General features: G+C 67.7%; 22 protein-coding genes and 1 pseudogene. 12 read left to right on the top strand and 11 right to left on the bottom strand.

What is annotated here, in order from left to right; translation table 11 throughout:
• Positions 1 to 80: 80 nt before the first annotated feature.
• Together pstS (IP93_RS08140) and pstS (IP93_RS08135) are read right to left on the bottom strand one after the other, a co-directional pair.
• The gene (gene pstS / locus IP93_RS08140; RefSeq protein ID WP_144814313.1) at positions 81 to 1178 is read right to left on the bottom strand and encodes a phosphate ABC transporter substrate-binding protein PstS; all 1098 of its coding nucleotides are present in this window, start codon (positions 1176 to 1178) and stop codon (positions 81 to 83) included.
• 170 nt (positions 1179 to 1348) lie between these two features.
• Positions 1349 to 2368, bottom strand: a complete 1020-nt coding sequence (pstS, locus tag IP93_RS08135) for a phosphate ABC transporter substrate-binding protein PstS (RefSeq protein ID WP_242006808.1) — start codon at positions 2366 to 2368, stop codon at positions 1349 to 1351.
• Between the two features lie 399 nt (positions 2369 to 2767).
• Between pstS (IP93_RS08135) and IP93_RS08130 the strand changes: the two genes are divergently transcribed.
• Positions 2768 to 4066 (top strand): OprO/OprP family phosphate-selective porin, encoded by a 1299-nt coding sequence (locus IP93_RS08130; protein ID WP_144814309.1) that lies wholly within the window; start codon positions 2768 to 2770, stop codon positions 4064 to 4066.
• A 154-nt stretch (positions 4067 to 4220) separates the two neighbouring features.
• Here IP93_RS08130 and nth read toward each other — a convergent pair whose 3' ends face one another.
• The 3 genes from nth to IP93_RS08115 form a co-directional block, all read right to left on the bottom strand.
• Complete coding sequence (gene nth, locus IP93_RS08125) at positions 4221 to 4877, bottom strand: endonuclease III (RefSeq protein ID WP_144814306.1); 657 nt, start codon at positions 4875 to 4877, stop codon at positions 4221 to 4223.
• A gap of 128 nt (positions 4878 to 5005) precedes the next feature.
• Complete coding sequence (locus IP93_RS08120) at positions 5006 to 5425, bottom strand: hypothetical protein (RefSeq protein ID WP_242006807.1); 420 nt, start codon at positions 5423 to 5425, stop codon at positions 5006 to 5008.
• 10 nt (positions 5426 to 5435) lie between these two features.
• Positions 5436 to 6218, bottom strand: a complete 783-nt coding sequence (locus IP93_RS08115; RefSeq protein WP_144814303.1) for an enoyl-CoA hydratase/isomerase family protein — start codon at positions 6216 to 6218, stop codon at positions 5436 to 5438.
• Between the two features lie 202 nt (positions 6219 to 6420).
• Between IP93_RS08115 and IP93_RS08110 the strand changes: the two genes are divergently transcribed.
• The 4 genes and pseudogenes from IP93_RS08110 to IP93_RS08095 all read left to right on the top strand — a co-directional run bounded on the left by IP93_RS08110 (position 6421) and on the right by IP93_RS08095 (position 10322).
• Positions 6421 to 7107: an FKBP-type peptidyl-prolyl cis-trans isomerase N-terminal domain-containing protein gene (locus IP93_RS08110; RefSeq protein WP_144814301.1), complete on the top strand. Its 687-nt coding sequence runs from the start codon at positions 6421 to 6423 to the stop codon at positions 7105 to 7107.
• A 109-nt stretch (positions 7108 to 7216) separates the two neighbouring features.
• Positions 7217 to 8031: pseudogene (locus IP93_RS08105) on the top strand (NUDIX hydrolase).
• Between the two features lie 42 nt (positions 8032 to 8073).
• Positions 8074 to 8925 carry a sulfurtransferase gene (locus IP93_RS08100; protein WP_144814298.1) on the top strand — a complete coding sequence of 284 codons (852 nt, stop codon included), beginning with the start codon at positions 8074 to 8076 and terminating at the stop codon, positions 8923 to 8925.
• A 71-nt stretch (positions 8926 to 8996) separates the two neighbouring features.
• Positions 8997 to 10322: a substrate-binding domain-containing protein gene (locus IP93_RS08095; RefSeq protein ID WP_144814296.1), complete on the top strand. Its 1326-nt coding sequence runs from the start codon at positions 8997 to 8999 to the stop codon at positions 10320 to 10322.
• A gap of 19 nt (positions 10323 to 10341) precedes the next feature.
• On the opposite strand, the gene IP93_RS08090 is transcribed toward IP93_RS08095, so the two are convergent.
• Positions 10342 to 11100 carry an enoyl-CoA hydratase/isomerase family protein gene (locus IP93_RS08090; RefSeq protein WP_144814292.1) on the bottom strand — a complete coding sequence of 253 codons (759 nt, stop codon included), beginning with the start codon at positions 11098 to 11100 and terminating at the stop codon, positions 10342 to 10344.
• Positions 11101 to 11158: 58 nt separating this feature from the next.
• On the opposite strand from IP93_RS08090, the gene IP93_RS08085 reads away from it, so the two are divergent.
• Entirely contained in the window at positions 11159 to 11605 is a 447-nt protein-coding gene (locus IP93_RS08085) for a copper chaperone PCu(A)C (protein WP_144814289.1), read from the top strand.
• A gap of 3 nt (positions 11606 to 11608) precedes the next feature.
• Here the strand turns inward: IP93_RS08085 and IP93_RS08080 are convergent, their stop codons facing one another.
• The 4 genes from IP93_RS08080 to IP93_RS08065 all read right to left on the bottom strand — a co-directional run bounded on the left by IP93_RS08080 (position 11609) and on the right by IP93_RS08065 (position 16004).
• Positions 11609 to 12055 carry an acyl-CoA thioesterase gene (locus IP93_RS08080; protein ID WP_242006817.1) on the bottom strand — a complete coding sequence of 149 codons (447 nt, stop codon included), beginning with the start codon at positions 12053 to 12055 and terminating at the stop codon, positions 11609 to 11611.
• A 128-nt stretch (positions 12056 to 12183) separates the two neighbouring features.
• Positions 12184 to 15123 carry an excinuclease ABC subunit UvrA gene (gene uvrA / locus IP93_RS08075; RefSeq protein ID WP_144814284.1) on the bottom strand — a complete coding sequence of 980 codons (2940 nt, stop codon included), beginning with the start codon at positions 15121 to 15123 and terminating at the stop codon, positions 12184 to 12186.
• 159 nt (positions 15124 to 15282) lie between these two features.
• On the bottom strand, positions 15283 to 15468 hold the full coding sequence (locus tag IP93_RS08070) for a hypothetical protein (protein ID WP_144814283.1): 186 nt from the start codon (positions 15466 to 15468) through the stop codon (positions 15283 to 15285).
• Positions 15469 to 15560: 92 nt separating this feature from the next.
• Positions 15561 to 16004, bottom strand: coding sequence for a YidB family protein (locus IP93_RS08065; RefSeq protein WP_144814280.1), 444 nt, complete (start codon positions 16002 to 16004; stop codon positions 15561 to 15563).
• A 219-nt stretch (positions 16005 to 16223) separates the two neighbouring features.
• On the opposite strand from IP93_RS08065, the gene rplU reads away from it, so the two are divergent.
• From rplU to obgE, 3 genes are all read left to right on the top strand, one after another.
• A complete protein-coding gene (rplU, locus tag IP93_RS08060; protein WP_144814276.1) occupies positions 16224 to 16541 on the top strand; it encodes a 50S ribosomal protein L21 in 318 nt (105 codons plus the stop codon).
• Between the two features lie 12 nt (positions 16542 to 16553).
• Positions 16554 to 16811 (top strand): 50S ribosomal protein L27, encoded by a 258-nt coding sequence (gene rpmA / locus IP93_RS08055; RefSeq protein WP_144814275.1) that lies wholly within the window; start codon positions 16554 to 16556, stop codon positions 16809 to 16811.
• A 76-nt stretch (positions 16812 to 16887) separates the two neighbouring features.
• Entirely contained in the window at positions 16888 to 17949 is a 1062-nt protein-coding gene (obgE, locus tag IP93_RS08050; RefSeq protein WP_144814272.1) for a GTPase ObgE, read from the top strand.
• A gap of 137 nt (positions 17950 to 18086) precedes the next feature.
• On the opposite strand, the gene rpsT is transcribed toward obgE, so the two are convergent.
• On the bottom strand, positions 18087 to 18356 hold the full coding sequence (rpsT, locus tag IP93_RS08045; protein WP_144814270.1) for a 30S ribosomal protein S20: 270 nt from the start codon (positions 18354 to 18356) through the stop codon (positions 18087 to 18089).
• Positions 18357 to 18627: 271 nt separating this feature from the next.
• Here rpsT and murJ point away from each other — a divergent pair, with 271 nt between their 5' ends.
• Genes murJ through ileS form a run of 3 tightly spaced genes read left to right on the top strand, consistent with a single transcriptional unit; the run spans position 18628 to position 24004 of the window.
• Positions 18628 to 20139 carry a murein biosynthesis integral membrane protein MurJ gene (murJ, locus tag IP93_RS08040; protein ID WP_242006806.1) on the top strand — a complete coding sequence of 504 codons (1512 nt, stop codon included), beginning with the start codon at positions 18628 to 18630 and terminating at the stop codon, positions 20137 to 20139.
• Positions 20140 to 20168: 29 nt separating this feature from the next.
• Entirely contained in the window at positions 20169 to 21149 is a 981-nt protein-coding gene (locus IP93_RS08035) for a bifunctional riboflavin kinase/FAD synthetase (protein ID WP_144814265.1), read from the top strand.
• A gap of 56 nt (positions 21150 to 21205) precedes the next feature.
• The gene (gene ileS, locus IP93_RS08030; RefSeq protein ID WP_242006816.1) at positions 21206 to 24004 is read left to right on the top strand and encodes an isoleucine--tRNA ligase; all 2799 of its coding nucleotides are present in this window, start codon (positions 21206 to 21208) and stop codon (positions 24002 to 24004) included.
• Positions 24005 to 24008: the final 4 nt, after the last annotated feature.

Genomic DNA, 24008 nt, shown 5'->3' with positions numbered 1-24008 from the left:
CATGCGGAGCAGGGTGGGGATGAAAAGCGCTGCCGGCCACGCCCGGGGAGAGGACGGGCGAGACCAGCAGGCGCGGTGGATCAACGCTTGATTTCGGCCGCCCAGTACGCTTCGACCTGCTTGACCAGATCCGCGGGCAGCGGCACGTAGTGCAGTTCCTGCGCCTGCGGCTGGCCGCTCTCAAGCGCCCACTTGAAGAAGTCCAGCGCGGCCTGGCTGCGCATGGCGTCCTTGGGCTGCTTGTACATCAGGATGAAGTTGGTGGCGGTCAGCGGCCAGGCATCGGCGCCCGGGGCATTGGTGATCACCAGGCTGAAATCCTTGGCGCTGGCCCAGTCGGCGGTCGCGGCCGCTGCCTGGAACGATTCGACGCTGGGCTGTACCCAGTTGCCGGACGCGTTCTGCATGGCGGTGTAGGCCATGTTGTTCTCGGTGGCATAGGCCAGTTCGACGTAGCCGATCGAGCCCTTGATCTGCTTCACGTACGCGGCCACGCCTTCATTGCCCTTGCCGCCGATACCGGTCGGCCAGGTGACGGAGGTGCCTTCGCCCACCTTGGCCTTCCACTCCGGACTGACCTTGGACAGGTAGTTGACGAAGTTGAAGGTGGTGCCCGAACCGTCGGAGCGCTTGACCACGTTGATCTTGGTGGCCGGCAGGGTCACGCCCGGATTGACGGCGGCGATGGCCGCATCGTTCCAGGTGGTGATCTTGCCCAGGTAGATGTCGGCGATCAGCGCGCCGGTCAGGCGCAGCTGGCCCGCCGTGATGCCTTCCACGTTGACCACCGGCACCACGCCGCCGATCGCGGACGGGAACTGGCCCAGGCCCGCGGCGGCCAGTTCCTCGCTGGACAGCGGCTTGTCGGACGAGCCGAAGTCCACCGTGCCAGCCTTGATCTGGGCGATGCCGCCACCCGAGCCGATGGACTGGTAGTTGATCTTGGCGCCAGTGGACTTGTTGTACACGTCCGACCACTTGGACAGCAGCGGATAGATGAACGTGGCGCCTGCCCCGGTGATCTCCACGGACACCCGGTCGCCCGCGGGCGCAGCAGCGCTGGCCGTCGGCGTGGCAGCACCCGAGGCCGGTGCCTGGGAGTCGGCGGCCGGCTTGCAGGCGGCCACGGTGAAAGCGATGGCGAGGGACAGGGCGGCAAGGCGGGCCGTGCTGTTCATGGCGTCTCCGGGACGATGCTGGCGGGTCGCCAGCGGGTGACGCTATGAAATGATGTTTTTGTTACAGCCGAATGACATATATCGGTAATCTTTCTGTAGTGTTCACCCGTCCGGAACGCAGAAGCGGGCCCGAAGGCCCGCTCCCAGGTACGTCCCGGTTCGCAACCGGATCAGAACTTCATTTCCTTGGACCAGTAGGTCTGGACCTGGTTGACCAGGCTGTCCGGCAGCGGCACGTAGTGCAGCGCCTCGGCCTGGGCATCGCCGTTGGCATAGGCCCACTTGAAGAAGTCGCGGGCGTTGCGCGAGCGCTGCGCGTCCTTGGCCTGCTTGTACATCAGGATGAAGTTGGTCGCCGCGATCGGCCAGGCGTTCTCGCCCGGGGCGTTGGTCATGACCAGGTGGAAGTCCTTGGAGGCGCCCCAGTTGGCGCTGGCCGCAGCGGCCTGGAACGTGTCGGCGCTCGGGTTCACGAAGTTGCCCGCCGCGTTCTTCAGGCGCGAGTAGGCCATCTTGTTCTGCAGCGCGTACGACAGTTCAACGTAGCCGATGCCGCCCTTGATCTGCTTCACGTAGGCGGCCACGCCTTCGTTACCCTTGCCGCCGATGCCCGCAGGCCAGTTGACCGCGGTGCCTTCGCCGACCTTGGACTTCCACTCGGGGCTGACCTTGGACAGGTAGTTGACGAAGTTGAAGGTGGTGCCCGAACCATCGGAGCGGTGCACGATGGTGATCTTCATGTCCGGCAACTGCACGCCACCGTTGAGTGCGACGATGCGCGGATCGTTCCACTTGGTGATCTTGCCCAGGAAGATGTCGGCCAGCAGCGGGCCGTCCAGCTTCATCGCGCCGGCCTTCAGGCCCGGGACGTTCATCACCGGCACCACGCCGCCGATGGCCGAGGGGAACTGGGCCAGGCCGTACTTGGCCAGTTCTTCCGGCTTCAGCGGGGCGTCGGAGGAGCCGAAGTCCACCGTGCGCGCCTTGATCTGGGCGATACCGCCGCCCGAACCGATCGACTGGTAGTTGATCTTGTTGCCGGTGGCGGCGTTGTAGTCGGCCGACCACTTCGACAGCAGCGGGTAAATGAAGGTCGCGCCAGCGCCGGTGATGTCGGCTGCCTGGGCATTGGCGGTGACGACTGACGCAAGGGCGACAGCGGCGACGCGGAGTTTGAGGGACTTGAACACGTAAGGCTCCTGGAAAAGTCGATACGGGCGAAGCCCGCCCAGAGCGCATTCCATAACGGTTTGGTTTCAGTGCTGCGTCGGTAATGTGACCAAACGGAGACAATCCTCCCGGGTTGGATGCGACGGGGCGGCACTGTTTGGCTGTACGCGCGCACGCGCACGCGCACGAGAGCCGGAAGTGTGTGGGCCGGCGGATCGCGAATCCACGCGGCGGGGCGCATCGCCGCCAGCCGTGCCGGGTGGTTTAATCCGCGTCGCAATCCATTTGTCACATAAGTCACATGTGACTGTCAGATTTCAGCGGCAACCTTTGCGTCGTTTTACGGGGCCTTAACCTCGCGCCCTCCAGCGCCCCTTGGCCCGCCAACGCCATCCAAACCTTTGAAGGGAGTTTGACCCATGCGTTCTTCCATCCTTACCGCCGCCATCGCGGTTGCCATTGGTGGCGCCAGCTTTGGTGCGGTTGCCGCTCCCAGCGACGCCGAGCTCGCCCAGCTGAAGGCGCAGATCGAGGCCCTGCAGGCCAAGATCACCGAACTGGAAGAGCGCACCGACGCCCAGTCGGACGTCAACGTCGATACCGCCACCCAGCTGGACAAGCTGGCCACCGGTGCTCCCAAGATCGAGACCAAGGGCGGCATCAAGGTCACTTCGGCCGACAAGAAGTTCGAGGCCTCCATCGGTGGCCGCATCCACTTCGATGCGTATGCCTTTGATCGCGACGTGGCCGACACCACCGGCACCACCGAATTCCGCCGCACCCGCCTCACCCTGGCCGGCAAGGCCATGGGCTGGGAATACAAGCTGGAGAATGATTTCTCCGACAGCTCGCCCACCGGCGGCTTCCGCGACGTGTTCATCGCGAAGAACGCGCTGGGCGGCAAGATCACCATCGGTCAGTTCAAGCCGTACCGCTCGATGGAGGAGCTGACCAGCTCCAACGAAATCACCATGATGGAGCGTCCGTTCGCGTCCGCCACCGGCATCTACAGCGGCCGCCAGTTCAACCAGGGTATCGGTTACCTGCGCGCCGGCGACAACTACACCTTTGGTGCGACGGTCTTCAACCTGCGCAATGCCGCCGGTGGGCGCAACGAGGGCACGGGCGCCGCTGCCCGCGTGACCTTCGCGCCGATCAACAACGACAACAGCACGCTGCACTTCGGCCTGTCGGGCAGCACCGAGAACCTCAACAAGGGTTCGGCCAACGTCAGCGCCGTGGCCAACTACGCCGGCCGTCGCGGTCCGTCGCAGACCATCGCCACCACCACCGGCGCCAGCGGTGACTCGATCGACACCTTCGGCCTGGAAGCCGCCGCGTCCTTCGGCCCGATGTTCCTGCAGTCCGAGTACGCCAAGGCCAAGTACGGCGCACCGCTCGGCCGCGACCAGGACGTCGAGACCTTCTACGTGATGGGCAGCTGGATGCTCACCGGCCACCACAAGCCGTACAAGTCGGCCACCGGCGTGTTCGGCTCGCCCAAGCTGACCGACAAGGGTGCCTGGGAGCTGACGGCCCGCTACGACACCATCGAGAACAAGGACGTGGCCAACCGCGAAGCCACCTCCACCACGCTGGGCCTGAACTACTACATCAATTCCAACGTGCGCCTGATGTTCAACTACACGCGCGGCGAAAACGAAGTTACTGGCGATGAGACCGGTCAGTACGCAGTGCGTACGCAGTTCAGCTTCTAACGGACCGCGCTCTCTCCCGCGGGCTTGAAGCAGGCACCCCCGGCCGTGGACGGCCGGGGGTGTTTTTGTGTGGGGAAGGCGGCAAAGTCGAAGCGCGCACGCGGTGCCGTTGCGTGGCGCCCGCCGCAGTTGGGTCAGGCGGATGCGGCGCCGATTACGCGGTCGCCGGAACCGGCTCGCCCGGAGTCTTGTCCTTGTAGCGGCACAGGTCGCGGATCGCGCAGTGCGGGCAATCAGGCCGACGCGCCTTGCACACGTAGCGCCCATGCAGGATCAGCCAGTGGTGCGCGTCCTGCAGGTAGTGCCCGGGGACCGTTCGCAACAGTGCGTCCTCCACCGCGCGGACCGTCTTGCCCGGGGCCAGCCCCGTGCGGTTGGCCACGCGGAAGATGTGGGTGTCGACGGCCATCGTGGGCTCGCCGAAGGCGGTGTTGAGGACCACGTTGGCGGTCTTTCGGCCTACACCGGGCAAGGCCTCCAGCGCGGCCCGATCGCGAGGAACCTCGCCACCGTGGCGTTCCAGCAGCAACCGCGCCATCGCCACCACGTTTTCCGCCTTGGTATTGAACAGGCCAATCGTGGCGATGTAGGGCTTCAGCCCGTCCACGCCCAGCGCCGCGATCGCGGCGGGCGTGTTGGCGACCGGGAACAGTTTGCGCGTGGCCTTGTTCACGCCGACATCGGTGGCTTGCGCGGACAACGTCACGGCCACCAGCAATTCGTACGGCGTGGTGTACTCCAGTTCGGTCTCGGGTGTCGGGTTCAGCCCCTTGAGCCGGGCGAACATCTCCTCGACCTCCGCCTTGCCCATCCGGGGTGTCGGCGAGGCCTTGCGGCCCGATGCCTTCTTTGGCGAAGTCGATGGCTTGGCCTTGGCCTTTCCAGCGCCGACTTCCGCTGCCCGAGGCCTGCGTGGAGGGCTGGCCGGTTGGTTTGGACTCATGGCTTGTGCCGTTCCGCCGCGCGAGCCTTGGCGCGGGCCAGGGCGGCCGCGGCGGCAGTGGGCAACGCCGAGCGCTGCGGCGTCACCGCGACCGATTCCGAATGCACCGCGGGCATGCGCTTGGCTGCGCGTTCCGCCGCCCGGCGCTCCAGGCGCGACGCGCGGGCGCGAAAACGTTCGCGGGCGGCCAGCGCGCGCAGGCGTTCGTCGCGCGCGGCGACCAGTACCCCGGCTACGGGGAGGCCTGCGGCGCAGGCGCGGGTGCATGCCCCGCAGCCCGTGCAATCGAGCAGGCCCAAGGCCAACGCCCGGTCCAGGTCGTCGGCGTGCAGCGCCTCCAGCAGGGCCGAGGTCGCGAGGCCGACCGGGCACGCGCTCGCGCACGTGCATGCCGGGCAGGGCGAAGGTGCGGACATGCGCGGCTGATCAGGTGCCCTGGAACGCGGGCTTGCGTCGTTCCAGGAAGGCGGCGGTCCCCTCGCGCATGTCCTGTGTGGCGAACATCAGGCCGAACTGCGCGGCCTCGTACTCCAGGCCCTCCTCGATGCCGCACTCGCCACCGACGTTGATGCAATCCAGCGCGCCACGCAGTGCCAGCGGCGCGGCATTGGCCAACTGACCGGCCAGCTTCATCGTCTCGGTCTCCAGTTCGGCAGCCGGCACGACCTGGTTGACGATGCCCAGCGAGTGGGCGCGCCCCGCGTCGATCGGCGCGCCCACCAGGCACAATTCGAGGGTGGCGGCGCGGCCCGCCAGCCGCAGCAGGCGCTGGGTGCCGCCAAAGCCGGGAATCAGCCCCAGGTTGATCTCGGGCTGGCCGACCTTTGCGGTGTCGGCGGCCACGCGCAGGTGGCAGCACATCGCCAGTTCCAGGCCGCCGCCCAGCGCGAAACCGTTGACCATGGCGATCACCGGCTTGGGCATCCGTTCGACGAAGCGCATCATCCGCTGGCCGCGCAGCGCGAAGTCGCGGCCCTGCACCGGGGTGAGCGAATTCATCTCGGCGATGTCCGCGCCGGCTACGAACGCCTTGGGCCCAGCGCCGCTGAGCACCACCACGCGCACCGTATCGTCCGTGGCCGCGGCCCGGAAGGCTTCGTGCAACGCGTCCAGGGTTGCAGCGTTCAGTGCGTTCAGCTTGTCGGGACGGTTGACGGTGATGCGGCGGATGGCGCCTTCGTCGGCAATCAGCAAGGGGGTGTCGGTCATGTGGGGCATCGGGTTGGAAATAACGGAATTTGAAGACTCGCCGGAACTCCGCGCCGCCCCTGTTGTCACAGGGGTTGGCGTCAGTGGCGGTTAAGCCGGCGCGCCGTTATCCTAGCGCGTCCGTACGGGTCCCTGTGGCCGGCGGGCGTCACCAACCGGGGCGGTCCGCCGCCTCGAGCCATATATCCGGAGATTCCACCGAATGAAGTTGCGTTTGATTGCTGCCGCCGTTGCAGCCTTGGCTCTGACCGCCGGCAACGCCGTCGCGCAGGACACTTCGACCGAGAAGGGCAAGCTCAGCTATGCGCTCGGTTACGACCTCGGTCGCAACGCCATCGAGAGCGGCGAGGCGGTGGACGTCAATGCCATCATCAAGGGCCTGCAGGACGGCTATGCGAAGAAGCAGCCGGCCGTACCGGTCGAGCAGTTGCGCACCGCCGTGCAGAACATGCAGCAGCGGCAGGCCGAGAAGGCCAAGGCCGAGTGGGAAAAGGCGGCTGCCGCCAACAAGACCCGGAGCGACGGTTACATCGCGGCCAACAAGGCCAAGGCCGGCGTGAAGTCGCTGCCCAGCGGCGTGCAGTACCGCGTGATCGAAGCCGGAAATGGTGCCAAGCCGACCCAGGCCAGCTCGGTCGAGCTGCAGGTCGCCGGCCCGTTCCCGTGGGGCGAGCGTCCGGCGCAGCCGCGTCCTGCCCAGTCCATCCCGGGCGTAAAGGTCAGCGAAGTGGAAATGGCCGCCATGCGCGAAGTCCTGCTGCAGATGCCCAGCGGTTCCAAGTGGGAAGTGACCCTGCCGGCGGACAAGGCCTATGGCGCCGACCCGCGCACCGGCTTCCCGCCCAACGTCGCCGTCCAGTTCGAACTGAAGCTGGTCAGCGTCAAGTAAGCTGTCCCCGCCGCACATGGCTGGGTGTTGACGATTGCGCCGGCCTGTCCGGCGCAATCTGTTTCCGGGGCGCGAATGCCTGCCCGCCCAGCATTGGAGTCGTTTCGCCATGAGTTCCTTCCGCGCCGTCCTGAGTCCCTGCATCGGCGTGTGCGCGCTGGACGCCGATGGGTTGTGCGAAGGCTGCCACCGCACCAGCGCGGAAATCGCGCGTTGGGTGCACATGGGTGACGACGAGCGCCTGCGCATGATGGAAGTGGTGCTCCCCGAGCGCGAAGCCATCCGCGGGTGAGCCTGCAGGTGCCCACGCTCGTGCGACTGCCTCGCGCGCTGCATGCGCTGCAGTCGCCGCCGCAGCCGCTGGCGTGGAACCTGGATGAGATGCATGGGCTGTTGGATCCGACCGCCGCACTGAAGGAGGCCGCCGTGCTGGTCGGCCTGGTCGACCGGGCCGAAGGTACGCAGGTGCTGCTGACCCGTCGCACGGACATCCTGCGCCACCACGCAGGGCAAGTGAGCTTCCCGGGCGGGCGTCTTGAACCCGGGGACGAAGGCCCCGTCGGTGCAGCCCTGCGCGAAACGCAGGAGGAGATCGGGGTGGGACCTGAGCTGGTCACGCCGTTGGGTTTCCTGGACCCGCTTGCCACCATCACCGGCTTCCGCGTGGTGCCGGTCGTGGCGCGCGTGGCGCCGACCTACGTGGCCCTGCCGGAACCGGGAGAAGTGGCCGACGTGTTCGAGGTGCCCTTGGGGTTCCTCATGGCGCCCGATAATCTCATCACCCGTGATGTCGAGGTACAGGGGCGCCCCAGGCGCATACTCGAATTCGTGGAGGACAGCCAGGACCGCCGACGCCGCATCTGGGGCGTGACGGCTTCGATCCTGTACAACCTTCGCGAGCGCTTGGTTACAGTGTCGGATTAGGGTGCCGGTCGCCGGTCACTCCATCACGACGGAGGATGCGCCATGCCAGGTTGGACCACGATCGTGCCACCAGAAACGCTGGCCATTGCGCTGGGGCGCGAAGACCTTGTGATCGTCGATTGCCGCCACTCGCTTGCCAATCCCGGCGCGGGCGAGGTGATGTACCAGCAATCGCACATCCCCGGCGCCGTGTTCGCCCACATGGACCGCGACCTGTCCGACATGGGCAAGGCCGGCATCGGGCGCCACCCCTGGCCGGATGCCGCGTCATTCACCGCCCGGCTGGGCGAATGGGGTATCAGCCCGCAACACCAGGTCGTGGTCTACGATGACGGTGAGGGCGCACAGGCCGCGCGCCTGTGGTTCCTGTTGCGAGCCCTCGGCCACGAGAAGGTGGCGGTACTGGATGGTGGCTGGCGCCGATGGGCCGCCAACAGCCTGCTGCCGGTGGACTCGCACCCGCCCAGGTCGGCGCCCACCCGCTATGTCGGCGAGTTCCAGAGGGACCGGCTGCTGGATGCCGGGCAGGTGCAGCAGCGCCTGGCGGCCGGCGACCTGCTGGTCGACGCACGGGCGGCCGAACGCTTCCGTGGCGAGAACGAAACCATCGATCGGGTGGCCGGCCATGTGCCCGGTGCGCGCAACCGGCCGTGGACGGATAACACCGTGGATGGCCACCTGAAATCGCCCGTGCAACTGGCCGAGGAGTTCCGCACGCTGCTCGGCGCGCATTCGCCTGACCAGGTCATCGTGATGTGCGGATCCGGCGTGACCGCGTGCCACCACCTCCTGGCGATGGAGCGTGCGGGCCTAAAGGGAGCGCGGTTGTTCACCGGTTCCTGGAGCGGGTGGATCGCGGACCCAGGGCGGCCGGTGGCCACCGGCGAGGCGTGACCGGGTTCTCGTTGTAATCACTGCGTAACAGCGCGGAAAGAAACTCCCCACGTTTTTTGGGGAGCAGGTCGATGTCGATGCAGTTGCTGCGCGCCGTGGTCGCGGTGTGTATGTTGTTGATTCCGCTGTCCGCCACCGCACAATACGGCGACGCGGAGCGCTTGCGCATCCACGGGTCCAACACCGTGGGCGCGCACATAGTGCCCGCTTTGGTGCGGACGTGGATGACGTCGCTCGGGTACGACGACATCGAACGCATCGACCGCAGCGTCTCCGTTACCGAGTTTCGCGGCGTACGCGATGGCGAGCCGCTGGTGGTCGAGATCGCCAAGCCAGGTTCGGGCGCGGGCCTGATGGCGCTGGTGGCCGGTAACGCCGAGGTCGCGATGATGGCGCGGCGGCCCAACGCCGCCGAACTCGATGCGGCGTGGCAGCTGGGAGAGTTGCACTCGCCCGACCAGGAGTTCGTGATCGCGCTCGACGGCTTGGCGGTCATGGTGCACCGGGACAATCCCGTGCGCGCCTTGGGCATGGCGCAGCTGCGCGACGTACTGGCCGGGCGCGTCGTGGACTGGCGTGAGCTGGGAGGCATCGCCGGCCCGATCCGCGTGTTCGCCCCGTCGCATGGCGGCGAAGCCGAATTCCTGCAGGAGCGGGTCATGGGCGACGCCGCGCTCACCGCGGCCCGGCGGTCGCTGCCGATCGGCCAGATCTCTGCGGCGGTGGCGGGCGATCGCAACGCCATCGGCATCATCGGTCTTCGCAGTCCGGTGGCGCCGCTGTCCCGGCCGTTGGCGATCAGTGCAGGCGGGGAATCACTGCTGCCGACGCGCATCAACGTACAGAGCGAGGACTACCCGCTGGTCCAGCGCTACAGCCTGTATGGCGGGCAGATGATGTCGGCGCTGGGCCGCAGCTTCGCCCTGTTCGCGGTGGGGCGCCGCGCGCAGCAGGCCGTTGCGGCGTCCGGCCACCTGGCGGTGACGCTGCGTCCCGCCCGCCCGCAACCGTTGCCGGCCGGCCTGCAGGAATACCGCAGCATGGTCGCCGGGGCGCAACGCCTGCCCGTCAGCCTGCGTTTCAACGTCGGTAGCTTGCAGTCGATGTACGACAGCAGGGCCCAGCGTGACCTGGAACGCATCGTCGCGTTCATGCGCCTGCCGGGCAATGCCAACCGCCAGGCAACCGTGCTGGCCTTCGGTACGGCCGATCCCGCGGGCAGCCTGGTGTCTACGTTCGTCAGCAGTGATCGCGCCAACGTGGTGGCCGATTACCTGCAGGCGCAGGGCGTGGTCGTGCGGCGCGCGGCGGGCCTTGGCATGCTGCGGCCGCTGGTGGGCCGGACGCACTCACAGGCGGCGTACATCAATGACCGGGTGGAAGTCTGGGTCAACTGACCCGGGTCATCGCCTGCGCTTACTTGCCCAACTTGTCCAGTAGCGCGCGCAGTGCCGCCTGCGTGCCGTCGGCGTACCAGGAATCGACGAAGCGGTCCAGCCGGATGTTGTGCGGCTGCAACGCATCCGCCACGTCCGCGCGGGCAATGGCACGCGTCGACAGCATGGCCTCCCGGGGCAGGGCCAGCAGTTGCTCCAGCCAGACCCGGGACCGCGTCGAGACACTGTCGATATCGACCAGTTCGTCCACCAGCCCGTACGCCAGCGCCTGCTCGGCTTCCACCAACTCGCCCGCCACCAGCAGGCGTTCGGCGCGGTGGGGGCCCACGATCCGCCGCATCAGGCGCTGGATGCCGTCCGGCGCCACCAGTCCGACCTGGGTCTCGTTGAGCCCGATGCGGAACGGGCCCGAGGCCATTACCCGGTAGTCGCAGCACAACGCCCACACGCAACCGCCAGCGGGTGCGTGGCCATTGAGCGCGGCCACCACCGGTACCGGTGCGTTGGCCAGCGCCAGCGCGGTGTCGAAGAACTCCTGCCAGGCGGCGCGCAGCGCGTCCCTGTCCTGCCCCAGTGACACCAGGTACGGCACGTCCAGGCCGGCGGAAAAGACCTTGGCGGTGCTCCCGAGGATGACGCCCTTCGCGCCGGTTCCGATGGCCTCGCCCAGCGCGTGGCGGACTTCCGCGCACAACGACGGGTTCATGGCGTTGACCGGAAGCCGCGCGAGGCGGATCTCCGCGATGCCATCCTGGAAAGTCGTCTCGACGAGGTTCATGGCGTGGGGCTCCCTTGGGTATGGCCGCCGATCAGGCGCGCCCGGGTATCATAGGCGCATGAACACGCTACGTCCCTTGCTCGCCGCCTGCCTGTGCTTCGTTGCGACGGTGCTGTCGCCCGCGCAGGCGCGCGAATGCACGGCCAAGGTCAAGGACGGCTGGATCCGGATGCCCCCGGTGTCGATGCCGATGATGGCCGGTTTCGGCCGCATCGAGAATCCGTGTTCCACGCCTGTCACGATCACCGGTGCCAGCAGCCCCGCCTTTGCTGATGTGTCCCTGCATGAGACGCGGGTGGTGGATGGCGTGAGCCGCATGCGCCACCTGCCCGAGCTGCGCATCGCGCCGGATGGCAGCGCCACGCTCAAGCCCGGCGGATTGCACCTGATGCTGATGCAGCCCCACGCCCCCCTGAAGGAGGGCAGCAAGGTGGTGATCGAATTCACCTTGAAGGACGGTGGCGTCCTTCGCGGCGAATTCCCGGTGCGCAAGCCGACGGGCTGAGGTTCAGCCGCAGGCCGCGCGTACTTCGGCCGGCAGGGGGGCGGCGGCGCCGGTGCCGCGGTCGATCCACACCATCACGACGTTGCCATCGCAATACAGCACGCTGGCGTCATCGCGGGCGAGGATGCGGTGTCCGATCGACACGCTGGTGGTGCCCAGCCGCTCGACGAACAGTTCGACCATCACCTCGTTCGGCCACTCGATGGGACGGCGGTAGTTGAGGTTGGCCGCGGCCACCACGGGCGCGACATGGTCGTCCAGCCCCTGCCCGGGCATGGTCAGCATCCACTGCAGGCGCGCTTCCTCCAGGTAGCTGAGGTACTTGGAGTTGTTGACGTGGTTGAAGGCGTCCAGGTCACGCCAGCGCACGTTCAACGGCGTGCGGATCAGCACGCGGGGCGATGGGGCGGAGGTACCGGCCGTGGGCGTGGGGCCCGCCTTCGCCGGGATCGCGGCGGGCGCCGCGACCACCGGCTCGTTGACCGGCGCATCGGCCTTGGCCGTGGGTTTACGACGCCGAGGCGCGGACTTGCGCGGTTTACTGGCCGGCTTGCCGGTGTCGGGTGGGGTGTTGTCGCTCATTGTGGGGACTTCTTCTTGTTGGTCTTGCGCCCGTTGCCCGCCGTACCGGCGGACCCGGCCTTGGCGGCCTTGGGTCCTGCGTTGGATGCGGGCTTGCCCAGCATCGGCGCCAGGAACCGGCCGGTATGCGAGTGCGGCAGCGCCGCGATGTCCTCCGGCGTGCCGGTGGCGAGGATGGTGCCGCCGCGGTGGCCGCCCTCCGGTCCAAGGTCGATCACCCAGTCGGCGGTCTTGATCACGTCGAGGTTGTGCTCGATCACCACCACCGTGTTGCCGTCGTCGCGCAGGCGATGCAGCACGGTGAGCAGGTGTTCGATGTCATGGAAATGCAGGCCCGTGGTGGGCTCGTCCAGGATGTACAGCGTGCGGCCGGTATCGCGCCGCGACAGCTCCTTCGACAGCTTCACGCGCTGTGCCTCGCCACCCGACAGCGTGGTCGCGCTCTGGCCCAGCTTGATGTAGCTCAGGCCCACGTCGATCAGCGTTTCCAGCTTGCGTGCAATCGAAGGGACGGCTTCGAACAGGGTCAGCGCATCCTCGACGGTCATCTCCAGCACGTCGTTGATGTTGTAGCCCTTGTACAGGACCTCCAGCGTCTCGCGGTTGTAGCGCTTGCCGCCGCAGACGTCGCAGGGCACGTACACGTCCGGCAGGAAGTGCATCTCGACCTTGATCAGGCCGTCGCCCTGGCAGGCCTCGCAACGGCCGCCGCGCACGTTGAAGCTGAAGCGGCCCGCCGCGTAACCGCGCGCGCGCGCCTCCGGCACCTGCGCGTACAGTTCGCGCAGCGGGGTGAACAGGCCCGTATACGTCGCGGGATTGGAACGCGGCGTGCGCCCGATCGGCGACTGGTCGATGTCCACGACCTTGTCGAACAGGTCCATGTTCTCCACCGAGCGGTGCGGCGCCACGGTGTGCGCGGCGCCGTTGAGCTCGTTGGCGGCCAGGGTGAACAGCGTGTCGTTGATCAGCGTCGACTTGCCCGAGCCGGATACCCCGGTGACGCAGGTCAGCAGGCCCGACGGGATGTCGAGGTCGACGTCCTTGAGGTTGTTGCCGCTGGCGCCGCGCAGATGCAACATCGCCTTCGGGTTGGGCTTGTGGCGCTTGGCCGGGATCTCGATCTGCTTGACGCCACTGAGGTATTGCCCGGTGAGCGAACGCGGCGCCTTCAGCACGTCCTCGTACGAACCCTGCGCCACCACCTCGCCACCGTGCACGCCCGCACCCGGACCGATGTCGACGATGTAGTCCGCCAGGCGGATCGCATCCTCGTCGTGCTCCACCACGATCACGGTGTTGCCGAGGTCACGCAGGCGGGTGAGGGTGCCCAGCAGGCGTTCGTTGTCGCGCTGGTGCAGGCCGATGGAGGGTTCGTCCAGCACATACATCACGCCGACCAGGCCGGCGCCGATCTGGCTGGCCAGGCGGATGCGCTGCGCCTCGCCGCCGGACAGCGAGTCCGCCTTGCGCTCCAGCGTGAGGTAATCGAGGCCCACGTCCACCAGGAAGCGCAGGCGGTCACCGATCTCCTTGACGATCTTGGCGGCGACCTCGCCGCGCCATCCCGGCAGGTTGAGCGAACGGAAGAACGCCAGGGCCTCGTCCACCGGCATCACCACGATGTCCGGCAGTGGGCGATCGGCGACGAACACGTTGCGCGCGGCCCGGTTCAGGCGCGCGCCGCCGCAGTCGGTGCACGCGCGCTCGCTGATGTATTTGGCCAGCTCCTCGCGCACCGCCGACGATTCGGTCTCGCGGTAGCGCCGCTCCAGGTTGGGCACGATGCCCTCGAAACGGTGTTTGCGCTGGTGCTTGCTGCCGCCTTCGGTAAGGTAGGTGAACTGGATCTGTTCCTCGCCGCTGCCGAACAGCACGGCCTGGCGCACGTCCTCCGGCAGGTCCTGCCAGTGCGTGTCCACCTTGAAGTCGTAGTGCTTGGCCAGCGACTGGATCAGCTGGAAGTAGTAGGCATTGCGCCGGTCCCAGCCGCGCACCGCGCCCGCGGCCAGCGATAGTTCCGGGTGCACCACCACCCGCGCGGGGTCGAAGAACTCCGCCACGCCGATACCATCGCAGGTGGGGCAAGCGCCGACTGGCGCGTTGAACGAGAACAGCCGCGGTTCGAGTTCCGGCAGCGCGTACTCGCACACCGGGCAGCTGTACTTGGAGGAGAACAGCAGCGGCGCCGCATCCGGCACATCCATCGACATCACCGAGGCCATGCCGTCGCCCAGCTTCAGCGCGGTCTCGAACGATTCGGCCAGGCGCTGCTTCATGTCCTCGCGCGGGCGGAAGCGATCCACCACCGCCTCGATGGTGTGCTTGACCCGCAGCGCCAACGGCGGCACCGCGTCGATCTCGTGCAGCGTGCCGTCCACGCGCACGCGCACGAAGCCCTGCGCACGCAACTGGTCGAACACCTGCGCATGCTCGCCCTTGCGCTCACGCACCACCGGCGCCAGCAGCATGTAGCGCTGCTCGGCGGTGTCGGGCTTGTCGGCCAGCGCCACCACCTGGTCCACCATCTGGCTGACGGTCTGTGCTTCCAGCGGGTAGCCATGGTCGGGGCAGCGCGGCAGGCCCACGCGCGCGTACAGCAGGCGCAGGTAGTCGTAGATCTCGGTGATGGTGCCCACGGTCGAGCGCGGGTTGTGCGACGTCGACTTCTGCTCGATCGAGATGGCCGGGCTCAGGCCTTCGATGTGGTCGACGTCCGGCTTCTCCATCACGCTGAGGAACTGCCGCGCGTAGGCCGACAGCGACTCGACGTAGCGGCGCTGGCCTTCGGCATAGATGGTGTCGAACGCCAGCGACGACTTGCCGGAGCCGGACAGGCCGGTGATCACGATCAGCTTGTCGCGCGGCAGGTCGAGGTCGATGTTCTTGAGGTTGTGCGTCCGCGCGCCGCGGATGCGGATGTAGTCCAGCGCCATCGGGTCTCTGCCTGGGGGAGGGCGGCCGTCAACCGACGGCGAACCAATGAGCGTATCGACTGGGGCTGGCACTAGCAAATGCGGCGCACGCGACGTCGTGCACGGTGACCGGGGCGTGCCACCCCATCGCCAACGCCCATTGCGCGGCAGCGGTCCGGGTCAGTCCTTGCGCGACGGGGGATCCTTGCGGGATCGGTCGATGTTGGCGAGGTCCTCGCTCAGCTCGCTGAACCAGTCATGGATGCGTTCCCGGCGGCTTCTGTGCCGGACCTCCGCCTCGGGCGGCGGCATCGGATGCTCATGGCGCAGGCGACGCTGGATCTGCTCGATGATGTGCGGTTTCATGGCAGGCCTCCAGAGGGAGGAAGGCGCTCAGGCGCCCACGCCAGTGAAGCACAGGGCGCGTTAAGCCCACGATATCCGGCGGTTGCCCGTGGCTACATCCCGCCCCGGCGCCAGCGTTCGATGTGGCCCCAGCCTTCGCCCATGTCACCAAACCATTCGCGCAGCTTGTCCAGCACGCTCATCGCGGGCAGCACGCCCTGCTCGCTGAGGGCGTCAACGGCCTCGGGGAGCATTGCCGCCGCCATGTTGCCCACGGTCTGCGGGGGCAGGCTCACGCGCCGCGCGATATCCTCGATCGTCCCCAGGCCCAGTGCGGTCTCCAACTCGTGCGCGGTGATGGGGCGGTTCTCGGCCTGGGACAGCCAGGAGCTGACGAGGTCACCCAGGCCGACGTCCCGGAAGGCCTGCAGGAATCCCTCCGGGCCGCCACGCCGGGGGTTGAAGGCCAGTCCGATCAGTTCCCCAAGCACCTTCTTGACCGCGTGGGGGTCGGCGCCGAAGTCCGCGGCAGCCCACTGGACAATCTGCTCGTACATGCCGCAAGTCCTTGGTTATAAATGGGTTTAGTGCGGCTGGAAGCGGTTTGCACCGATGCCGGGCCGCCTGTTCGGGACAACGTGGCCCCGGGCGTCAGGCGGCCAGGGCGTATTCGATCCTGGCAGTTGCCGTAAGCCGCTGAAACCCCTACAATTCCGCTTCTGTCCGCCCTTGATGGCGGCGCAGGCGACCAAAATAACTACAGAGGAATCTGGTCAATGTATGCAGTAATCGTCACTGGCGGTAAGCAGTACCGCGTGATGCAGGGTGAGACCCTGCGCGTCGAGCTGCTCGATGCCGAAGTCGGCAGCGAGCTGAAGCTCGACAACGTCCTGATGCTGGGCGGCAGCGATGGCGTGAAGGTCGGCGACGCCCTGAACGGCGCCGTTGTCTCCGCCAAGGTGGTTGGCCACGGCCGCGCCGACAAGGTGCGCATCGTGAAGTTCCGCCGCCGCAAGCACCATCGCAAGCAGATGGGCCACCGTCAGCATTTCACCGAAATCGAGATCACCGGCATCGCCGGTGGCAACAAGTAAGGAGAAGCCGCCATGGCACAGAAAAAGGCTGGTGGTTCTACCCGCAACGGCCGCGATTCCAACCCGAAGTACCTGGGCGTCAAGATCTACGGCGGCCAGGCCATCGAGGCCGGCAACATCATCGTGCGTCAGCGCGGCACCCAGTTCCATCCGGGCGCCGGCGTTGGCCTCGGCCGTGACCACACCCTGTTCGCGCTGGTCGACGGCAAGGTGGAGTTCTCGGTCAAGGGCCTGAAGAAGCGCCGCACCGTCAGCGTCGTCAGCGAGTAATCGCGGCGCGTTGGTTGCGAAGGGCCCCGCTCGCCGCGGGGCCTTTTGCTTTCTGGAATACAGATTCGAGGTTTGCATGAAGCTGGTCGATGAGGCCGAAATCCTGGTCACCGCGGGCGATGGCGGCAACGGCTGCATCGGTTTCCGTCGCGAGAAGTTCATTCCCCTCGGCGGCCCCGATGGCGGCGACGGCGGCGATGGCGGCAGCGTGTGGCTGGTCGCCGACGAGAACCTCAACACCCTGGTCGACTTCCGCCACCAGACCAGGTTCAAGGCCCAGCGCGGCGAGAACGGCATGGGCCGGCAGGCCTATGGCAAGGGTGGCAGCGACCTGACCATCACCGTGCCCGTGGGCACCGTGGTCATCAACGTCGAGACCGACGAAGTCATCGGCGACCTGACCCGCAATGGCGAGCGCCTGCTGGTGGCCAAGGGCGGCAAGGGCGGCCTGGGCAACATGCACTTCAAGAGCTCGATCAACCGCTCGCCGCGCAAGGCGTTGCCGGGCCTGCCGGGCGAGGAGCGCACGCTCAAGCTGGAGCTCAAGCTGCTGGCCGACGTGGGCCTGCTCGGCTTCCCCAACGCGGGCAAGAGCACGCTGATCCGCGCCGTGTCCGCCGCCACCCCCAAGGTGGCCGACTATCCGTTCACCACGCTGTACCCCAACCTGGGCGTGGTCAGCGTGGAGCCGCACCGCAGTTTCGTCATCGCCGACATCCCGGGCCTGATCGAAGGCGCGGCCGAAGGCGCGGGGCTCGGTACCCAGTTCCTCAAGCATCTGCAGCGCACCCGGTTGCTGCTGCACCTGGTCGACATCGTGCCGATGGAGGGCGGGGTGGAGATGGGGCCGGCGGACCAGGTACGCGCGATTGAACGCGAACTGGAGCGCCACGACCCCGAGTTGCTGAAGAAGCCGCGCTGGCTGGTGCTGAACAAGGCCGACCTGCTGCTGGAGGACGAGCAGAAGGAAGTCGCCGAAGCGATCGTCGCCGAACTGGGCTGGACCGACCGCTGGTACCTGGTGTCGGCCATTGGCCGCGAGGGTACCTGGCCGATCATGAAGGACATCATGGCCTTCTTCGACCGGCAGCGTGAGGATGAGCTGGAGGCGCAAGCCAACGGCGGTCCGCTGGAGTGACCGCCGGCGCCACGGCGCAGCAGTCAACAGAAGGGAGGGGCGGCGAAAGCTGCCCCTTTCCGTTTGTGCCCGGCAGGCAGGCACAAAAAAACCCGGCCGCGGCCGGGTTTTTTCGCGTCACACAAGCGACCGTGCGATCAGGCAGCCTTGAGGGCCTTGATGCGGGCGGTCAGGCGGCTCTTGTGGCGAGCGGCCTTGTTCTTGTGGATCAGGCCACGAGCGCTCAGGCGGTCCAGGACCGGCTGGGCCACGGCGAAGGCGGCTTCGGCGCCGGCGGCGTCGTTCTCGCCCAGGGCCTTCAGCACCTTCTTGACGGAGGTGCGCAGCATCGAACGCTGGCTGGCGTTACGGGCATTGCGCACGACAGCCTGCTTGGCGCGCTTCTTGGCGGACTTGATGTTTGCCACGGCGAATTCCTGAAATTTTATGGTTGAAGCTGGGTAAAATGGGGAAACGGAAAATCAGACGGGAAAGTATGGCCGTTTCAGTAGCTTGCGTCAACTCTGGCGGGTCCATGGAGCGTTGTCGGCCTGCCGGGGGCGCGCGATGACCGATTCCCGGGAGACCGAAGCCCGGCCGGCCCCAACGACCGACTCGTCCCGGGGTTCGCCGGTCCCGCAGTCGCCGGGACCGGGTCGGCAGTCGGGCATGTTGCGCTCGACGGCGGTTTTCAGCGCCATGACCCTGGTTTCCAGGGTGGCAGGCTACCTGCGCGACTGGCTCCAGGCCAGCATGTTCGGCGCCGGCCCCGCAGTCAGCGCCTTCGTCGTGGCCTACCGGATCCCCAATTACCTGCGTCGCATCTTCGCGGAGGGTTCGTTTTCCTCGGCGTTCGTGCCGGTGCTCTCCGAGCTCAAGCAGAAGGGCGACAAAGAGGCACTGCAGGACTTCCTGGACCATGTCGCCGGCGCGCTGCTGGCCGTGGTGGTGATGATCAGTGGCCTGGGCATGCTGCTGGCTCCGTGGATCGCGAAGCTGTTCCTGGCGTTTGCCAGCGACGAGGCGGGCACCGTGCCACTGGCCGCCGAAATGCTGAGGATCACCTTCCCCTACCTGGTGTTCATTTCGATGACCGCGCTGGCCGGCGCGGTGCTGAACACTTTCAAGCAGTTCGGGCTGCCGGCGCTGGCGCCGGTGCTGCACAACCTGATGGTGATCGCCGCCATGCTGGGGCTGGCCGGCTACCTGGAGGTTCCCGAGAAGGCGTTGGCCTGGGGCGTGCTGGCCGCGGGCATCGCCCAATTGCTCGTGCTGTGGCCGGCCATGGGGCGGCTGGGGTTGCGCCCCCGGTTCCGCCTCAACTTCCGCCACGAAGGGGTGCGACGGGTCTTCAAGCTGATGCTGCCGACGATCTTCTCCTCCTCCGTGGCGCAGGTGAACCTGCTGGTCGGCACGGTCTTCGCCTCGCTGCTGGTGCCGGCGGCACAGGCGTGGCTGTACTACTCCGACCGCCTGACCGAGCTGCCCCTGGGGCTGTTTGGCGTGGCCATCGGCACCGTGATCCTGCCCCAGCTGTCGCGGCACCACGCCGACGCCGATACCGAGGGCTACTCGCGCTCGCTGGACTGGGGCCTGCGCGTGGTGATGCTGGTGGGCACGCCCGCCGCGCTGGGGCTGGCGCTGCTGGCGGAACCGCTGACGGCTTCCTTGTTCCGCTACGGCGAGTTCACTGTGGAGGACACCCGCATGGTGGGCTACGCATTGACCGCGATGAGCGTGGGCATCCCCACCTTCATGCTCAGCAAGGTGCTGTTGCCGGCGTTCTACGCGCGCCAGGACACGCGTACGCCCATGCGCGCGGCGGTGATCACCGTGGTGGTCAACGTGGTGCTTACGGTTGCGCTGGTGACGCCGCTGTGGGCCGCTGACGTGCCCTATGCCCACGTGGGCATTGCCGCCGCGACCGCACTGGCGGGCGTGTTGAACGCCGCACTGCTGTGGCGCTACCTGCGCCGCCAGGGCCTGTATGTCGCCGGCCCGGGCTGGGGCACCTGGCTGCTGCGCATCGCCGTGGGACTGGTGGTGATGGCGGTGGCGGTGCTCGCGGTGCGCGAGTGGGTGGGTGAATGGACCCGGCTGGCCATCCTGTGGCGTTGGATCTGGTTGCTGGTCGCGGTGGGCGCCGGTGCGCTGGCCTACGGTGCCACGCTGCTGGCCATGGGCCTGCGGCCCCGGCACCTGCGACATTGAGCCGGTGCGCGGCGGCTATACTTGAGAAAATGAGCAGGCTGTTTCGTGACGTCGAGGGCGGGCCAAGGTGCCCGCACGGCAGTGTGGTCTGCATCGGCGCATTCGACGGCCTCCATCTGGGGCATCAGGCGCTGGTGCGCCACGCTGTGGCCCGCGCACGCCTGCGGGGCGTACCTGCGGTGGCCCTGACCTTCGAGCCGCTGCCCCGCGAATTCTTCTCCCGCGGCACCCCGCCGCCGCGGCTGCTGTTGCCGCACGCCAAGGTGGAAGGCCTGTGCCGGCTGGGCGTGGACCAGGTGGGCCTGCTGCGCTTCAACGCCGCGCTGACCGCACTGCCGGGCGCGGAATTCATCCGCAAGGTGCTGGTGGAGCGCGTCGGTGCGCGCGAGGTCTGGGTCGGGCCGGAGTTCGGTTTCGGCAAGGGCCGCGATGGCAATCTGGCACTGCTGCAGGCGCTGGGCGCCGAGCACGGTTTCACCGCGGGCGAAATCGCGCCGGTGATGGTGGAAGGTGAGCGCGTGTCCGCCTCGCGCATCCGGGCGCTGCTGGTGGAAGGCGACTTCGGAGGCGTTTCGCGCCTGCTCGGCCGCCGCTACGCCATCGGCGGACGCGTGGTGCACGGCAAGCAACTCGGCCGCACGCTGGGCTTCCCCACCGCCAACCTGCGTTTCGCCGGCAAGGTGCCCGCGCTGCAGGGCATCTACGCCACCCGCGTGCATGGGCTGGAAGGCCTGCCGGGCGTGGATGCGGCCAAGGCCGCTGCGGGCTGGCCGTCGGTGTCCAGCTTCGGCACCCGGCCCACGGTGGATGGCGTGGAGCCGCTGCTGGAAGCCCACCTGTTCGACTTCGCGGGCGACCTGTACGGGCGCCGCATCGAAGTCGAATTCGTCGCCAAGCTGCGCGACGAGGAAAAGTTTTCCGATCTGGCGGCGCTGACCGCGCAGATGCAACACGACGCCGTGCAGGCGCGTGCCCTTCTCGCACAAGACCAACAACGAGCCTACGCGTGACCGCTGACGCCAACCCCTACAAGAGCACGCTGCACCTGCCGGCGACCGACTTCCCGATGCGCGGCGACCTGCCCAGGCGCGAGCCGATCGCGCTGGCGCAGTGGGAGCAGGAAGGCCTGTACCAGCGCGTCCGCGAGAAGACCAAGGGCCGCGACCGCAGCTTCGTGCTGCACGACGGCCCGCCGTACGCCAACGGCGCGATCCACATCGGCCACGCGGTCAACAAGGTGCTCAAGGACATCATCGTCAAATCGCGCCTGATGGACGGCTACGACGCGCCGTACGTGCCGGGCTGGGATTGCCACGGCCTGCCGATCGAGATCGCCATCGAGAAGAAGTTCGGCAAGGTGGGCGAGAAGCTCAACGCAGCCGAATTCCGGCAGAAGTGCCGCGAGTACGCCGCCGAGCAGATCGACCTGCAACGCAAGGACTTCAAGCGCCTGGGCGTGCTGGGCGACTGGGACAACCCCTATCGCACCATGGATTTCCGCTTCGAGGCGGACATGCTGCGCTCGCTGGCGAAGATCGTGGAGCGCGGGCACCTGGCGCGCGGCGCCAAGCCTGTGTACTGGTGCTTCGACTGCGGCTCGGCGCTGGCCGAGGCCGAGATCGAATACGCCGACAAGCTCTCCCCGGCCGTGGACGTGGCCTACAGCGCGCAGGATCCGGCCAAGCTGGCCGCGATGTTCGGCGTGGCGCTGGACGAAGGCGTGGAAGTGGCGGTGCCGATCTGGACCACCACGCCGTGGACGCTGCCGGCCAGCCTGGCGGTGAGCATCGGCCCGGAACTGGAATACGCACTGGTCGAAGGCCCGAAGCGTGTCGATGGCGGCCGTCGCCTGCTGGTGCTGGCAGAGGCGCTGGCGATCAAGTCGCTGGCGCGTTATGGCGTCGAGGACGTCGTGGTGCACGGCACCGCGATGGGCAGCGGGCTGGAGGGCGAACTGCTTCGCCACCCGTTCTACGCCGAGCGCGACATCCCGCTGATCCTGGGCGACCACGTGTCGGCCGAGGACGGCACCGGCGCCGTGCACACCGCGCCGGGCCACGGTCAGGAAGACTTCGTGGTCAGCCAGAAGTACCACATCATCGAGCGCTACACCGCCGCGCAGATGAACCCGGTCGATGGCCGCGGCGTGTACCTGCCCAACACGCCCGCCGCCGAGGGCGTGGAGCTGGCCGGCCTGCACATCTGGAAGGCCAACGACGCCATCGTCGAGCTGCTGCGTGGCAACGGCCACCTGCTGGCGCTGGCCAAACTCAACCACAGCTACCCGCACTGCTGGCGCCACAAGACGCCGGTGGTGTTCCGCGCCACGCCGCAGTGGTTCATCTCCATGGACCAGGCCAACCTGCGCCGCGACGCGCTGGCCGCCATCGGCAAGGTCGGCTGGGTGCCGGAGTGGGGCGAGGCGCGCATCTACGGCATGATCGAAGGGCGCCCGGACTGGACCATCTCGCGCCAGCGCACCTGGGGCGTGCCGATTGCGTTGTTCATCCACCGCGAGACCGGCCTGCCGCATCCGCGTTCGCCCGAACTGATGCGCCAGGTGGCCGAACGCGTGGAGCAGGCCGGCGTGGACGCGTGGTACGACCTCGACGCCGCCCAACTGCTGGGCGACGAGGCCGCGCAGTACGACAAGGTCACCGACATCCTCGACGTCTGGTTCGACTCCGGCGTGACCCACGAATGCGTGCTGGCGCAGCGTCCGCAGGACGGTCTGCACAAGCCCGCCGAGTTGTACCTGGAAGGCTCCGACCAGCACCGCGGCTGGTTCCACAGCTCGCTGTTGACCGCGGTGGCGATGGACGGCGTGGCGCCGTACCGCCAGGTGCTGACGCACGGCTTCACCGTGGATGCCGACGGCCGCAAGATGTCCAAGTCGCTGGGCAACGTCATCGCGCCGCAGAAGGTGGTGGATGCGATGGGCGCCGACGTGCTGCGCCTTTGGATCGCCTCCACCGACTACCGCTACGAGATGGCGGTGAGCGACGAGATCCTCAAGCGCAGCGGCGACGTGTACCGCCGTCTGCGCAACACCGCACGCTTCCTGCTGGCCAACCTGCACGGCTTCGACCCCACGCAGCACCTGCTGCCGCTGGAGGACATGGTCGCGCTGGACCGCTGGATCGTGCACCGCGCCTTCGAGCTGCAGGAGAAGATCAAGGCGGCCTACGAGCGCTACGATTTCGCCGAAATCGTGCAGTCGCTGGCCAACTTCTGCAGCGTGGACCTGGGCTCGCTGTACCTGGACGTGACCAAGGACCGCCTGTACACCATGCAGGAAGACTCGCGCGGCCGCCGTTCGGCGCAGGGCGCGATGTACCGCATCGCCGAGGCGATGGTGCGCTGGGTGGCGCCGATCCTGACCTTCACCGCGCAGGAGATGTGGGCCTACCTGCCGGGCCAGCGCGACGAGCACGTGCTGTTCGCCACGTGGTACGAGGGCCTGGCGCCGCTGACCGGCGATGCCGAACTGTCGGCCGAGGAATTCGAGCGCCTGCTCGCACTGCGTGAGCAGGTCAGCAAGACGCTGGAACCGATGCGCGCCGCGGGCACCATTGGCGCCGCACTGGAGGCCGAGATCGGGCTGCGTTGCGGTGTCGCCGACCAGAACTGGCTGGCGCCCCTGGTGGGCGAGCTGCGCTTCCTGTTCATCAGCGGTGACGTGCGCCTGGTCGCCGACGACGCCGCCAAGGACATCGTGGTCGAAGCCACCGCCACGACCAAGCCCAAGTGCGTGCGCTGCTGGCACCATCGCAGCGACGTGGGCAGCGTCGCCGCGCACCCGCAGCTGTGCGGCCGCTGCGTGGACAACGTGGACGGCGAGGGCGAGGACCGTCGATGGTTCTGAGCCG

Origin of the sequence: Aerolutibacter ruishenii (assembly GCF_007830115.1) — a bacterium.
GTDB classification, from domain to species: Bacteria; Pseudomonadota; Gammaproteobacteria; order Xanthomonadales; family Xanthomonadaceae; genus Aerolutibacter; species Aerolutibacter ruishenii.
This window is presented reverse-complemented; position numbering and strand designations above follow the sequence as displayed.

What these genes read in the sequence shown, in the direction of transcription:
- IP93_RS08085 (WP_144814289.1), top strand. Translation starts at nt 11,159, where the DNA reads ATGAACACGCTACGTCCCTTGCTCGCCGCCTGCCTGTGCTTCGTTGCG.
- murJ (WP_242006806.1), top strand. Translation starts at nt 18,628, where the DNA reads ATGACCCTGGTTTCCAGGGTGGCAGGCTACCTGCGCGACTGGCTCCAG.
- rpmA (WP_144814275.1), top strand. Translation starts at nt 16,554, where the DNA reads ATGGCACAGAAAAAGGCTGGTGGTTCTACCCGCAACGGCCGCGATTCC.
- IP93_RS08095 (WP_144814296.1), top strand. Translation starts at nt 8,997, where the DNA reads ATGTCGATGCAGTTGCTGCGCGCCGTGGTCGCGGTGTGTATGTTGTTG.
- nth (WP_144814306.1), bottom strand. Translation starts at nt 4,877, where the DNA reads ATGGGCAAGGCGGAGGTCGAGGAGATGTTCGCCCGGCTCAAGGGGCTG.
- obgE (WP_144814272.1), top strand. Translation starts at nt 16,888, where the DNA reads ATGAAGCTGGTCGATGAGGCCGAAATCCTGGTCACCGCGGGCGATGGC.
- IP93_RS08090 (WP_144814292.1), bottom strand. Translation starts at nt 11,100, where the DNA reads ATGAACCTCGTCGAGACGACTTTCCAGGATGGCATCGCGGAGATCCGC.
- IP93_RS08065 (WP_144814280.1), bottom strand. Translation starts at nt 16,004, where the DNA reads ATGTACGAGCAGATTGTCCAGTGGGCTGCCGCGGACTTCGGCGCCGAC.
- IP93_RS08130 (WP_144814309.1), top strand. Translation starts at nt 2,768, where the DNA reads ATGCGTTCTTCCATCCTTACCGCCGCCATCGCGGTTGCCATTGGTGGC.
- IP93_RS08115 (WP_144814303.1), bottom strand. Translation starts at nt 6,218, where the DNA reads ATGACCGACACCCCCTTGCTGATTGCCGACGAAGGCGCCATCCGCCGC.
- IP93_RS08110 (WP_144814301.1), top strand. Translation starts at nt 6,421, where the DNA reads ATGAAGTTGCGTTTGATTGCTGCCGCCGTTGCAGCCTTGGCTCTGACC.
- uvrA (WP_144814284.1), bottom strand. Translation starts at nt 15,123, where the DNA reads ATGGCGCTGGACTACATCCGCATCCGCGGCGCGCGGACGCACAACCTC.
- ileS (WP_242006816.1), top strand. Translation starts at nt 21,206, where the DNA reads ATGCGCGGCGACCTGCCCAGGCGCGAGCCGATCGCGCTGGCGCAGTGG.
- pstS (WP_144814313.1), bottom strand. Translation starts at nt 1,178, where the DNA reads ATGAACAGCACGGCCCGCCTTGCCGCCCTGTCCCTCGCCATCGCTTTC.
- IP93_RS08070 (WP_144814283.1), bottom strand. Translation starts at nt 15,468, where the DNA reads ATGAAACCGCACATCATCGAGCAGATCCAGCGTCGCCTGCGCCATGAG.
- IP93_RS08120 (WP_242006807.1), bottom strand. Translation starts at nt 5,425, where the DNA reads ATGTCCGCACCTTCGCCCTGCCCGGCATGCACGTGCGCGAGCGCGTGC.
- rplU (WP_144814276.1), top strand. Translation starts at nt 16,224, where the DNA reads ATGTATGCAGTAATCGTCACTGGCGGTAAGCAGTACCGCGTGATGCAG.
- IP93_RS08035 (WP_144814265.1), top strand. Translation starts at nt 20,169, where the DNA reads ATGAGCAGGCTGTTTCGTGACGTCGAGGGCGGGCCAAGGTGCCCGCAC.
- IP93_RS08100 (WP_144814298.1), top strand. Translation starts at nt 8,074, where the DNA reads ATGCCAGGTTGGACCACGATCGTGCCACCAGAAACGCTGGCCATTGCG.